Below are 14,136 nucleotides of genomic sequence, written 5' to 3' on the forward strand. Positions count from 1 at the left end.
ATAAATCTGCAAAATGACAAGAGCCATGATGACTATTTGAGCTTATTATTTTCAGCGGTATGGTATAAGCTTATGAAAATACGGGGAATAGCAGATGATAAAAAACGTACTTTTACTCAGTCTCGGCTGGCTGAGCTGGCTGGTACTAGCCGGACCTTTTCACACTCAGCAGCAATTGAATGAGTTTACTGCCGGCACTGAATGGTTTTTTGCTGTCGAAAGCAATCTGCTGCCTGAAGCCGGGCGCTTCCGTGGCAGGATCGAGCTTCATAATGCCTCTGGTACCGCCCTGCCTGCCGGTATTTCGGATTGGGGCTGGTACTTTCATTCCATCCGCAAAATCGAAACAACCCTAAGCCAGGGCTTACAACTGGAACACATTCAAGGCGATCTGCACCGTATAGTTCCTACCAAGGACTTTGCAGGTTTGCCAACTGGCCAGTCAATTCAGCTTACCTTTACCTCAGCCCCTTGGGTGATTAGCTACTCCGACTGGATGCCCCGGGCCTTTATGGTTGCTGGTGCGCTGCAACCTGCTGTGTTTAGCAATACCGATACCGAGGATTTCAGCCGCTTCGTACGACCCATGACCCGACCAGAGCAACGGCTACGCAACATCGGTGATGGTGATAAATTTGCTACTGTTACTGCAGAACGGCGTTTTGCCACGAATGCCCAAGCCGTCCATGCCAACTTAAGTTTGACTCAGCTGCAACAACGTATTATTCCGCAGCCGGTGCAGTTGCAACATCGCAGAGGTCAGACTGCTTTTGGAACTAGCTGGCAGTTGCAAGCTCAAGGTGCTTTGGCCAATGAATTGGCCTACCTTTCCGAGCAATTAAACCGCTACTTCGGCCAACCATTAAGTGGCCAGACTAGCAGCCCCGTTATTGAGTTACGGCTGGATGCCAACCTGCCAAATTTAAAGCCGGAGGGCTATCAGCTCACTATCGAGCGCCAGCGCATTCGAATTACCGGTTTTGATGAAGCCGGTGTATTTTATGGCATCCAAAGCCTATTGGCGCTGCTGCCTGCAGTAAGCTCTGATCAGGTGCAGCTGCCACAGCTGACTATACTGGATTACCCGCGCTATCGCTGGCGTGGTATGCACTACGATATGGCGCGTAATTTCCATGGCCTGGATGTTACTTTGCGCTTGATTGAGCAGATGGGCCGCTACAAACTGAATAAACTGCATTTGCACCTGACCGAAGATGAAGGCTGGCGGCTGGAAATTCCTGGTTTGCCGGAGCTGACCGGGGTTGGTGCCAACCGCTGCTTTGACCTGAGCGAACAGCACTGCCTGCTTACCCAACTTGGTACTGGCCCCCACAGCTCCGGCTCTGGCAACGGCTACTACAGCCGGGATGATTTCATCCGGATTTTGCGTCATGCCAAAGCACATCATATTGAAGTGATCCCGGAAATTGATATGCCAGGCCATGCCCGTGCTGCCATTAAAGCCATGGAAGCGCGCTACCAGCGCTTGCAGGCGGCTGGTAAGCCAGCAGAAGCTCGACGCTATCTGTTATCAGAGGCAAATGATACTTCCGAGTACCTGACAGTGCAGAACTACAACGACAACTCGATCAATGTCTGTCTCGACTCCACCTATGCCTTTATCGATAAAGTGATGTACGAGCTGCAGCAGATGTACCGCGAAGCGGGGTTACGCCTGCGGGTCTTTCATATGGGCGGCGATGAAGTCGGCGCCGGCTCCTGGCAGGGAGCCCCCGCATGTCAGCAGCTTTTTACGGAGCCACTGAATGGGGTCGCTGGTGCGGCCGATTTAAAACCCTACTTTATTAATCGGGTGGCACAACTCGCCAATCAGCGAGGCCTGGCGATGGCCGCCTGGGAAGATGGTCTGATGGCCGACAGCACCCGGCCATTTCGCCGCGAGCAATTCGACAACAGCGAGGTGATTGTTAACGCTTGGGATAATATCTGGGAGTGGGGCTACGGCGACCGAGCGTATCGCTTTGCCAATGCAGGCTATCAGGTCGTGCAATCAGCGGGCACCAATTTGTATTTTGACCATCCGCAGGAAGCCCACCCAAAAGAACGCGGCTACTATTGGGCCGCTCGCTACACTGATACCGAAAAAGTGTTTTTCTACCGGCCGGATCACCTGTACAGCAATGCCGAATTCACCCGGGATGGCACGCCGATCACCGATCTGGAAGCCTTGCTTGGCCGTGCTCTGCCACAGCTTGAAAAACCCGACAATATGCTGGGTATTCAGGGGCAGGTATGGGGGGAAACCATTCGTACTGCCGACCAGTTGGAGCAAATGATTTATCCACGGTTAATTGCTCTGGCAGAGCGCGCTTGGCACAGAGCCGATTGGGAGCCGAATAAAGGCGCCCCAGCAGCACGCCAGAGCTGGCAGCAATTTATTCAAAGGCTGACCACGGTTGAGTTTCCACGCCTTACACAGGCCGGCGCAGGGCATTATGTACCACCACCGGGAGCTATCCGTGAGCAGGGACAGATCAAAGCCAATCATGCCTGGCCGGCCATTCGCATTGAATACAGCCTGGATCAGGGGCAAAGCTGGCAGCCCTATCAGCAGCCACTGCAACAGGAAGGCGAGGTCTGGCTGCGCAGCCGCAGCCTTTCCGATCAGCTGAGTCGCATGATCCGGCTGTAAAGCAAAATCTCAATCCAGCCCCGCAGCAGCGGGGCTTTTTTATGGCCGAAAAAAAGCCAGCAAAGCAAGCTTTGCTGGCAAGGTACCCTTGGATAAAGGATGGATAATCCACTCAACATCCGTGTCTACCGTACATGTTCATTACCAACTACCAATAACGAACATCAGGGACTTACACTCTGGATCCGGCAACATCAGAGCCCCTCGGGAGCGGGTGCGGTGAAACACCCCAACGCTACCAACCAGGATATGACAGCGCTGTCAAAATATACTATGCTGTTTTTTCGACCAATGCAAGCACCAGCCATTAAAAAAGGGCCTGACAGCCCTTTTTTATTGCTTAAAACCCAGAATAATCAGGCTTTGGCGGTTTCTTTCTCGCTCTGCCAGCGGGTCAGGCGCTGTACCTGCTGTACCGACAACATATGGGCATAAATTGGCGCCAGGTAGCCTTGCTTACGCAGCTCGACAAACTGCTCATCCGTTAGCTCATTCAGCTTTTTCTCATCGATCAGGAAAAGACCGTTGATTTCACGCTTCTGGCCATTGATCTGCACTGTCAGGGTTTTACCTTCCAGCAAGTTCAGCTCGGTCAATTTTTCAACAAAGGTGCGGGTTGCACGGCTGGTATCAAAGAAATCGGCCAATTGCTGTTTGGCGCGTTGCAGCAGCTCAGACTCTTCACCTTGCTCCGTATACAGCGCTTCGCCTTCGTCTTTACCCAGCCGCGGGCTGTTTTCATCGATACCGATGGTCAGTTGCTTGTCGTTTTCCGGATCCGGGGTCAGGAAAAATGGGTAATTACGAGCAGCTAGTGGCACGTAAGAAACCTGCATTTGATCATCTTGCAAATACAGGTTTTGACCTTGCTCCAGGCCCATTAAAGCGACAGGCTGGAAATTGCCGGAGTCGTTGTTTTTGACAAAAACAATGGGAAACACTGCCGCTGTCGGACCAAATTCATGCACCACGAGTGGCAACAAATGTTCAGAAGCAATATGCGCAAAAGGTTGTTTGAAATTAACTCGCAGCCCTTGGTGCTGCTCTTTGGAAAGTGGAACAATCTTAGCTGTCATAGTAAATCCATACGTCATGTTATGTACAAAAAAATCGCCCGCCTACCTTACTGCAGTTTGCAATGTGGCGCTAGACCTGCCTAAAAGAAATTCCAACTGAACATATAAACTTACTTAACCAAGACCTTGACAACGCTGTCATTCGGTGTTAGATATTAAAGTGCAGCAATGGTGCAACCCTAGATTAACTATTTGTCTAAATTGCTACCATTTATTGGGCAATAGAAAGATGTTTTTAATTACATTGCGGCGCAACCTACAAAATCAACCATTTTTTCATTAGGAATACAACATGAGAGCAAAAAATATAAAACTAAACGTGATAGCCTTACTCTGCTTTTTTACCTCGATATCAGTGTGTGCAGATGATGGTTTAGACAACTCAAGTGGTCCTGTAACCAGGGTAATTGTTAAATATAAAGTGGAGCTAGATAATAAACCTTACCTTGGCTCCCCAACTTTACCCAACACAAGTCAACTACAAGAACAAATGCAAATGAAAGCCGGCCAACTAAGTCAGCGTGTGGGGATGCCTATAACATTTGTGAGAATAACGGGTTTAACTAATCATGCTGTTTTCAGTACCGACCGCCGCTTGTCCGCTAAAGAAACTGAAACTTTATTACAGCAACTAGCCAAAGATGATCAAATAGAATACGTAGAAGAAGATGCATTGCATCAAATTGCCCTTACTCCAAATGATACACTGTATGCAAATCAATGGCATTATCACGAAAGCAACGGAGGAATTCGTGCGCCAGCTGCTTGGAATCATGTCAGTGGCCAAGGTGTTGTAGTTGCAGTGCTAGACACAGGTTACCGCCCGCATATCGATCTTAATGCTAACGTTCTGCCTGGCTATGATATGATTAGTAATATCTGGACAGCAAATGATGGAAATGGTCGTGATAGTGATGCACGCGACCCCGGTGATTGGGTGAATGCGGGCGATTGTGGATACGGTCAGCCAACTACTTTTCGACCATCAAGCTGGCATGGGACTCACGTGGCAGGGACTATTGCCGCAGTCACTAACAATAATACAGGCGTTGCAGGTGTGGCTTATAACGCTAAAATACTACCAGTACGAGTTCTGGGTAGATGTGGTGGCTATATGTCAGATATTGCCGATGGTATTATTTGGGCTGCTGGTGGTTCTATCGCAGGCGTGCCGACAAACCCAAACCCAGCAAGCGTTATTAATATGAGTCTTGGTGGTGCTGGTAGCTGCTCTGTGACTTACCAAAATGCCATTAACCAAGCACGTAACCGGGGTGCAATCATTGTGGTTGCAGCAGGGAATAGCAATGGGAATGCAAATGACTTTACGCCAGCAAACTGCACAGGCGTTGTTACTGTCGCCGCAACAAACCGTCAGGGAGGGCGGGCTAATTACTCAAATACTGGAACCAGTGTTGATATTGCAGCACCAGGTGGGCAGATGACCTCAACAAATGATCCTAATGGTGTCCTGTCTACCTTTAATACTGGCACTACAACCCCAGGTGCCGACAATTACGGTTACTATCAGGGAACGTCAATGGCGGCACCACATGTCGCCGGTGTTGCGGCTTTGATAAAGCAAGCCAAGCCTAATGCAACTCCGGACGAAATAGCAAACCTTCTAAAAGCAACTGCGCGTCCGTTTCCTGCCAACTGTAATAATTGTGGCACAGGTATTGTCAATGCGTTTGCAGCCGTTTCTATGGCAATGATAGAAGATGATTATACTTGGCAATATGCACCTGACTTTGTTAACTCACCTTGCCCGAGGGGCTCAATCCCAGTAAGTGCAACCTTACAGGTCCTTGGTTCAGCCTGTTCTACTCAAAATCAAATGGCCAGAACATTTGAAGCTACAACGGCGCACATCCCAACTGGCCCCAGTTGCTACAAAGCTTTGCAGTGCCGATAGATTAATTCTAAATGCCCATCCAAATCGGCTGGGCTTAACCGCCCACATTTAGAGTCTTTGCAGACCATACTGCTTAATTTTGGCCAGCAAATCCATGTGCAAACCCAGCTCTGCAGTCAATGCCATAGCCTGCTGCTGCACCTGCTTTGCAGCCAGCTCTGCCTGTGCCTGGTAGTCTGACCTGAGCAACGGCTTTTTAGTTGGGTACCTCATGCCGTATAGCACATACAGATAGTTCTCCAGATCAAACACTTCAAACTTACTGAAAAAATCTTCTCTGGTGGGGACATGGTTTCGCCAAAGTGCCAGCTTTTGCTGGAGCGATTCTGGTATTGAAGCTGGCTCCCTGTTATCGTGCCAAAAATCGGAGTCGGTACGATCGGAGATGCAGTAATGCAGCTTAATAAAGTCCAGCACCCGATCCCAGGCATGCACCATACGCTGATTAAAACGCTCTGCGACCAAGTTCATTTCATCGCGATCCGCAGGAAAGCACTGGCTTAGCAAATCGGCAGAAAAGTCAGCAAGCAAAATGGCTGTGGCCTCAAGCGGCTCTACAAAGCCCTGAGACAAACCAATCGCCACACAGTTTTTATGCCAAAACTTGGCTCTACGCCCGACCCGCATTGGTATTTTACGCACTGAAAGTGCTGCAAGCTCTGATTTACCAACATAGCGCTCCAACTTCTGGTACGCTTTTTCTTCTGCCATATGTGCCGATGAGTAGACAAATCCAACACCTCGCCGGCTGGTTAATGCAATATCCCAGATCCATCCGGCTTGATGGGCCGAAGCAAGGGTGTAAGGAGGAAGTTGCGGCTCCTGACTGTAGGGTACCTGCACTGCCAAAGCAGTATCGGTAAACAGCTGATCGGCGCAGCTTTGAAATGGGATCTTTAGCTTCTCTCCAAGCAATGATGCCTGAAACCCAGTACAGTCGACCACAAAGTCAAAGGCTAATGCTCCATGCTGCGCGGTCATTAAGTGCGTGATAAAGCCAGCTTCATCCGTGCGGATATCAGTTACATCGGCTTGCAGATACTTCACCTGAAACGATCGGGTCGCATTGGTATGGAGCAAACCAGCAAACTTACGGGCATCGAAATGATACGCATAGGGCACTGTGCACTGATATTCGGCGGTCGTAATCAACTTCGGTGCCAGTTTAGCGGCAACAACAGTGGCTTGAGGTGAAACAAAGCTGGCGTAATCGCCCCCTTGCTGCAACCACAAACTTGTTAGATCAAGCCCACGAAGCAACGGATTACTGAACAGATGATGATAGCCATTGTCTCCGTGTTTATTCCTGTCGAGCCAGTTAATGAAATGGATTGAGTGCTTGAAGGTGGCATCGCACTGGTTGAATAAGTCGGTTTCTGACACACCAAACTTCTTCAATGAATAGCGAATAGCGGGGACTGTCCCCTCACCCACGCCTATGGTCGCAATGCTGGGTGACTCTATCAACGTGATTTGATAATCAGGCAGATGCCGAAACGCTTGTCCCAGATGGTTAGCGACCAACCAGCCGGCCGTTCCACCACCCACAACAGCAATATTTCTTATCATTCTGTACCTCTTTGCTGATTCGATTGCATCCAATAAAAAACCCGGTAAGTGTGACCTTCCGGGTTTTCGTTTAGACGCACTAGTGCTTAAAACCGGTAGCTCAAGCCAAATTTAATCCGGCGCTCTCCTTCAAAGAACCAAGCCGGATAACCATTTTTCAGCTCATCTTTCACTTCAGCACCAGCAGGCGCCACCCCTAACTGCACACTGTCCTCTTCCAGCAGGTTTACCACTTCGAAAGTCAGGTTCAAATTGTCCGTGACCTTGTAGCCGGCACTCAAATCCAGGCTGCCATAGCTTTGATGCTCACGGTTACCGTAAAAACCAGGCAATTCACGCATCATAAAAGCAGAGCGCCAGTTGTAAGCCAGACGAATACTGTAGTCGTCTGCTTCATAATAACCAACTAAATTCAGTGTATGCCGTGACGAATCACTGAATTTACCAACCTGATCCGGGTAATTTCCAGCCGGTGAACTGGCATCAACGAAGGTGTAGTTGGCTACATAACCAAAACCATTGGCAAAGGCATCTTGCAATTGCAGTTCGACACCAAAAATATCGCCCCCCTTGCCATTGAGGATGGTAGCCACAGTCCAGTTATCGACACCAGAATCCGGATCGACCACACCAATTTGCTGATTCAGCAACTGCCCGGAAGTAACAAAGGTATCAACATTTTTAAAGAAGAAAGTCGCACTGGTCATACCATGACTACCAAAGTAGTACTCGACCCCCAGGTCACCTTGCGTTGCTTTAAATGGTGACAAGCCAACGTTTCCTCTGGTAACCACCTCATTTCCAGGCGTTCCATCCGCATAGCCGGAAAAAGACGAGCGGGAAAACATATCGTAGTAATTTGGTCGCGCCATTACTTTTGCCAGTGAAGCACGCACAATCACATCATCGGTCAGGTTGTAGGCAATGTTGAAACTTGGCAGAATCTCACTGTAGCTGGCTTTATCCGTCGATAAAAAGTCATCGTACACACCAGCGGTGAAATTAAAAAAGTCCGACTCGGCATTGGTACGAATATAGCGTACACCAAAGTTACCCCGAACCCGATCAGTGAAGTAATCGGCCATCAAATACAACGCCACATTGCGCTCTTTAATGGTGCCATAACCAGAACGATAATCGATGGAGGTATCCACAAAGTTGGCAATGGCGGCATTGGCATCGGCAATCATATTACTCAAATTAGCTCTGGGTAAGGTAAAGCCAGCTGCTGAGGATACAGTGCCAGAGTAATAACGACTGGCCGGGTTATTTGGAACCGTGCTGGCCATATCAACCGTAAAGGTTTCGGTCTTCACTTCATGATTGGTCCAGCTTGCCCCGGTATGCAGTTCAGAGACGATACCCATGGTGACAGGAATGGATAGATCCAACCTCGCATAGCTCTCTTTATCACTGTTAGGCTGTTTCTTCAGTGACCAGCCTTCTGGTCCAAGATTTGCCTGAAAATCATCGGCAGTGAAATACTTGTTGGCAATGTTGATATCAATGACTTTCCCGGTCGCAACATAAGTGCCGGCAAAATCAGCAGGCTGCCCCAGCCAGAAACCGTAATTTGCGGTTAAATCAGTTCCACCATCGGCTTTGGTGTGGCCCGTTCGGCCTCTTAATGTGTAGCTATCCGCCTCATATGTAAAGTTCAGATCAACCGTATCCGAGCTCATACTGGCAATCCGGGCCCAGGTTTGCCCCCAGCCTGGATTCTCGTCATCTGCACCACGGCGATAGAAAGTACAGGTCCCAGATACGTTTCGAGCTTCACAGGCCGCATCTTTGTCATCCGGGAAAATCAGGAACAAGGAGGTATTGGCATTGTTTGCTTTCATATCCAGGCTAAGCAGGTTCAGCCCAATCTCAAAATTCTGGGTTGGCCGGTACTGGAAAGTGGCATTAAGTGCGGTGCGTTCACGCTCTTGCTCAAAAGTTGTTGGAACGATATCCCCCCAACCAAGCAAGGACTCAATGCCATTGCGCTGATAACTGGTTTCGGCATAAGCGGCGGCAAACAAAAAGCCGAAAGTTTCATCGTCATTTTTCCAGCTGTACAGGCCTGAAAGCTCTGGATCCGTCTTCTTGGAAATGCTGCCATAATCCCCTTTCACGCTGAGAAAAGCCGTATTGGCATCCAAACTGAGTGGTTTGCGGGTATTCACAATCACAGTACCACCCACGCCACCTTCAGGCAGATTGGCTTGCGAAGACTTGTACACTTCCACCTCACCCACCAGCTCTGGCGGTAATAACGAGTAGTTGAAGCTCCTGTCAATCGACTGTTGGTCATACCAACCTGTCGAGGCAATCGAGTGCCCATTTAATAAGGTAGAGGTTAACTGGCTGGAAGCGCCCCGGATAGACACCTGCTGCCCCTGACCGAACTGGCGACTAACAGCAACGCCAGAGATGCGCCCTAGAGTTTCACCAACATCACTATCCGGAAACTTACCAATATCTTCGGCTGTAACCACATCCACCGTGGCATCACTGAAGCGCTTGGCATTCATACTGGCGACTTGCGATGCACGAATACCCCGCACCTGAATCACTTCGACATTATCTTCAGTGGCACCCTCGTTGGCCATCACCGGCATGCTGAAGCCAAAGGCCCCAACCATCAACCCCAGTTTTACCGCCAAGGCACATTTATTTAGTTTATTGCTGGACATAAGCCTCTCCCGTTCCTCTTATTGGTCTTGTGCTGTCTATTGGTCTGATCCTGAATGACAACGCTGTCATTGAAATTTAACTTACACAAAAAAATCCGGTATTGCAAACCAAAATCGATGAAAATTTCAACTATTTTGCTGACAACATGGCTATCCATAGCTCTGGAGCCTTGCTGAAAGAGCCAATTCACCTTGAAGTTACCGAGTAAAAGCGACTTTCCGAGAGCAAAAAATCTGCCACAAAATCCAGGCTGGATGGCCAGATTGCTTGCGATTTTGCCAAAAAAAGCGTATCACTATCACACGAATGCTAATTTTTTGACCAGCGCTGTCATCATTTAAGGCCCACAGTAACCTTACTGACCGGCTATCGATACTGCGAGCTGTCAACGCAACCTACCAATCAAGGAAGCTGCATGAAAGTCACCATCAATGATGTAGCCAAACAGGCCGGGGTGTCGATTAAAACGGTGTCCCGGGTGATGAACAATGAGCCATCCGTTCGCAAAGACACCTTTGATAAAGTGATGGCAGCCATCAATGAGCTGCATTACCAGCCCAACTCTGCCGCCCGCAACCTGGCCAGTACCCGCTCCTACAGCATTGGTTACATCTATGATAACCCCAATGCCTATTACATTATTGATATGCAAAAAGGCTTGCTGGACAGCTGCAAAAAGCACGGCTACGAGCTGCTGATCCACCCAACCAATGCAAAATCACCCGGTATTGTCGAGGAAGTTAAAGAGCTGGTGAGTAAATCGCGGCTGGCCGGTTTGATTTTGACGCCGCCTTTTTCAGAAATGCCACATATCGCGCAGGCACTCGAAGAAATGAAGGTCGACTTTGTCCGTATTGTCTCGGGCTCTACCCCCTCGCCTGGCGTGCATAACTGCGTATTGATTGATGATTTTACCGCCGCTTTTAAAATTACCAACCACTTGCTGGAGCTCGGCCATACCGAGATTGCGTTTTTATGTGGTGATGAGGAACACAGCTCCAGTGGCGAGCGTTTGGCCGGCTTTAAAGCCGCTTTAACCAAACGCGGTTTGCAGGTAAATCCAAAATTTATTGTGCCGGGCCACTACTCCTTTGAATCAGGAGTGGAGGGTGCGAAAAAGCTGATGACACTGCCCAAAAAACCGACCGCTATTTTTGCTTGTAACGATGAAATTGCGGCCGGTGCCTTGTTCAGTGCCCGGCTGATGAATATCCGGATCCCGGAACAATTATCTATTGCAGGCTTTGAAAACAGCCCGTTTTCGCGTCAGACCTGGCCGCCGCTGACCACAGCGCACCAGCCAAACAGCATCATTGCCTCACAGGCGGCTGAACTGCTGTTTAAACACACCCGGCCCAATGCCAATAAAGCGCAGATCAACGCCCAGCCGGTATTTATTCCGGAGCTGCTGGTAAGGGAGTCCACCTGCCCAGCCAGTTGCTAACCCACCCGGCATGCAGCTTTCATGCTGCATGCCTTGCCAAACTTGCGTAGCTTAGCCTTCGAAGCTGTAATAGGTCGGTGAACCCGGCCCGACCGGCAAGCCCAACACAAAGACCCAGACACAGAACAACGTGACCCAGCCAATAAAGAACACCATGGTGTAAGGCAGCATGGTCGCAATCAAGGTGCCAATACCCATGTCTTTTTTGTAACGCGCCGCCACCGCCAGAATCAAACCAAAATAGCTCATCATTGGTGTGATCAGGTTAGTGACCGAGTCACCTATGCGGTAAGCTGCCTGAACGACTTCAGGTGAATAGCCAATAATCATCAGCATAGGCACAAAGATAGGCGCGGTAATGGCCCACTGCGCCGAAGCCGAACCCAGCATTAGATTGACGAAGCCGCACATAGCAATAAACAGGATAAACAGCAAGGGACCGGTCAACCCCATCTCCTGCAGGAAAGTGGCTCCTTTCACCGCAAAGATAGTGCCCAGGTTGGTCCAGCCAAAGAAGGCGACAAACTGGGCGGCGAAGAACACCAACACGATATAAAGCCCCATCGAGCCAATACTTTTCGACATGGCGTTGATGACGTCTTTGTCGTTTTTCATGGTGCCGGCAATTTTGCCGTAAACAAAGCCGGGAATGGCAAAAGTAATAAAGATATAGACCACAATACCGCGTAAAAAGGGCGAACCCAATACACCACCAGTATCCGGGTTACGCAAGACGCCATTTTCCGGCACCACGGTCAGTGCCAGTAAACCCAGCAAGGCTGCCAGCGTCAGACCGGCACCAATCAGGCCGCGCTTCTCTTCCGGGCGCAGTGGCTCTAACCCCTGGCTTTCCAGATCAATCGATGCTTCCGAGCGATCGTATTTGCCAAGCTTCGGCTCGACAATTTTCTCGGTCACAATGGCACCTAAAATCGCAATCACAAAGGTGCTTACCACCATAAAGAAGTAATTCGCTTCCGGGCCCACGGTATACTCAGGGTCAATCAAGTGAGCGGCAGCTTCGGTAAAGCCGGCCAACAGCGGATCAATGGTGCCTATCAGTAAGTTGGCGCTGTAGCCACCGGATACACCGGCAAAGGCTGCAGCCAGGCCTGCCAGGGGATGACGCCCTAAAGAATAGAAGATAGCGGCCGCCATCGGGATCAAGACCACATAACCAAGCTCTGAAGCGGTATTAGAGACAATGCCGGCAAAGACGATAGTTACCGTGACCATGCGCGGTGACGCATTCATCACCATGCCGCGCATAGCAGCTGAAATCAAACCAGAGTGCTCTGCGACACTGACCCCCAGCAGTGCCACCAGCACCACACCGAGCGGTGGAAAGTTGGTGAAGTTGGTCACCAGGTTGGAGACGATACGCTGCAGACCATCAACACTGAGCAAGCTGACCACGGTAATAACACCATCAGGCGCTCGACCGGCAGCCCCTTCAGGCCGGGGATCAATGGCACTTAACTCAAAAAATGACGCCACACCACTGCCCAGAATCACCGCCAGAGCAAAGAGCGCGAATAAAGTTACCGGATGCGGCAGGAGATTACCCAGCCATTCAACCGTATCTAAAAAGCGGGTAAACCAACCACGCTTTTCGGTTGGGGTAAAGGATTGCTGTGAACCAGCCATAAAAGCCTCTTCTTTTATTTATTGGTCATTCCGCTACAGCCTTGCGCATGCCTGAACTGATGAAAATGATACTTTTAACACCTTATCGCTAAAAACAGGTAAAACAGCGCAAATTCAGCATTAAAATCAGCAAGAAGCAAGCGGAAACGACACTTTAATCGTGATAAACCGCCAGACTGTACCATAAATTAAGCAAGCCAGAAAAGCCAACCAGCTGAATCCGGCCATCACAGACCTCCAGATGGCTAAGACGGCCTGAGCGACAGGCACGAATAGCACTAAAGTACCGTTGTCGAACCCACTGCTTCTGCCTAGCATAAGTGGTGATCAATTATGAAAGGAGCCACCGCCATGCGCGTTGTAATTACCGGAGCGACCGGTGGAATTGGTTTTGCCGTTGCCGAGCATTTTGCCCGCCAGTCCCATCAAGTGATACTGGCAGATTTGTTGCCAGAGCGCATCGAGCAATGTGTCGCGCAATTACGCCAACAAGGCCTGGCTGCAGAAGGTTTTGAGCTGGATGTGACCGATGCCGATGCCATCGCCCGCTGCGCCGCAGACTTTCCGGCCGATGTGTTGGTGAACAATGCGGGCATTCAGCATGTCGCCCGCTTAGAAGATTTCCCTGCCGATAAATGGCGCCTGTTGCTGGAAGTCATGCTGACCGGTCCGGCTATGCTGAGCAAAGCCATGCTACCTGGCATGCAGCAGCGTAATTTTGGCCGTATTATCAATATTGGCTCCATTCATGCGCTGGTTGCTTCGCCGTTTAAATCGGCTTATGTCGCTGCCAAGCATGGGCTGATTGGCTTTAGCAAGGTGGTCGCATTGGAAAACGCCAGCCATAACATCACCATCAACACCATTTGTCCCGCTTACGTCAAAACACCTTTGGTCGAGCAGCAAATTGCCGCCCAGGCCAAAGAGCATGGCATCAGCGAGCAGCAGGTGATCGATACCATTATGCTGGCACCCATGCCACAAAAAGCCTTTATTGATGTGGCAGAAATTGCCGCCAGTGCTGCCTTTCTGTGCTCAGATGCGGCCCGCCATATCACGGCCCAAACCCTGGTACTGGACGGTGGCTGGACCGCACGGTAAGCTCAACAGCATCAGAAACTGGCGCACCACTGTGCTGCCACCGGAGCCT

The 14,136-nt window shown here is 49.9% G+C and carries 8 protein-coding genes; 4 read left to right on the top strand and 4 right to left on the bottom strand.

All coding sequences use genetic code 11. From position 1 onward, the window contains the following. Positions 1–94: 94 nt before the first annotated feature. A complete protein-coding gene (locus BLW37_RS02855) occupies positions 95–2,653 on the top strand; it encodes a family 20 glycosylhydrolase (protein WP_091339115.1) in 2,559 nt (852 codons plus the stop codon). Positions 2,654–3,009: 356 nt separating this feature from the next. Here BLW37_RS02855 and BLW37_RS02860 read toward each other — a convergent pair whose 3' ends face one another. Beyond that, a complete protein-coding gene (locus BLW37_RS02860; RefSeq protein ID WP_245785585.1) occupies positions 3,010–3,729 on the bottom strand; it encodes a SapC family protein in 720 nt (239 codons plus the stop codon). Positions 3,730–4,021: 292 nt separating this feature from the next. Here BLW37_RS02860 and BLW37_RS02865 point away from each other — a divergent pair, with 292 nt between their 5' ends. After that, positions 4,022–5,644 carry a S8 family peptidase gene (locus BLW37_RS02865; RefSeq protein ID WP_091339122.1) on the top strand — a complete coding sequence of 541 codons (1,623 nt, stop codon included), beginning with the start codon at positions 4,022–4,024 and terminating at the stop codon, positions 5,642–5,644. A 48-nt stretch (positions 5,645–5,692) separates the two neighbouring features. Here BLW37_RS02865 and BLW37_RS02870 read toward each other — a convergent pair whose 3' ends face one another. After that, positions 5,693–7,213, bottom strand: coding sequence for a tryptophan halogenase family protein (locus BLW37_RS02870; RefSeq protein WP_091339125.1), 1,521 nt, complete (start codon positions 7,211–7,213; stop codon positions 5,693–5,695). 86 nt (positions 7,214–7,299) lie between these two features. Continuing rightward, positions 7,300–9,894, bottom strand: a complete 2,595-nt coding sequence (locus BLW37_RS02875; protein WP_091339128.1) for a TonB-dependent receptor — start codon at positions 9,892–9,894, stop codon at positions 7,300–7,302. Between the two features lie 416 nt (positions 9,895–10,310). Here BLW37_RS02875 and BLW37_RS02880 point away from each other — a divergent pair, with 416 nt between their 5' ends. After that, the gene (locus BLW37_RS02880; protein ID WP_091339131.1) at positions 10,311–11,339 is read left to right on the top strand and encodes a LacI family DNA-binding transcriptional regulator; all 1,029 of its coding nucleotides are present in this window, start codon (positions 10,311–10,313) and stop codon (positions 11,337–11,339) included. A 51-nt stretch (positions 11,340–11,390) separates the two neighbouring features. On the opposite strand, the gene BLW37_RS02885 is transcribed toward BLW37_RS02880, so the two are convergent. Continuing rightward, positions 11,391–12,986: an AbgT family transporter gene (locus BLW37_RS02885; protein ID WP_091339136.1), complete on the bottom strand. Its 1,596-nt coding sequence runs from the start codon at positions 12,984–12,986 to the stop codon at positions 11,391–11,393. Positions 12,987–13,337: 351 nt separating this feature from the next. Between BLW37_RS02885 and BLW37_RS02890 the strand changes: the two genes are divergently transcribed. Then, the gene (locus BLW37_RS02890) at positions 13,338–14,087 is read left to right on the top strand and encodes a 3-hydroxybutyrate dehydrogenase (protein WP_091339138.1); all 750 of its coding nucleotides are present in this window, start codon (positions 13,338–13,340) and stop codon (positions 14,085–14,087) included. Positions 14,088–14,136 lie beyond the last annotated feature (49 nt).

The sequence above is a fragment of the Alkalimonas amylolytica genome, assembly GCF_900107845.1.
GTDB classification, from domain to species: Bacteria; Pseudomonadota; Gammaproteobacteria; order Enterobacterales; family Alteromonadaceae; genus Alkalimonas; species Alkalimonas amylolytica.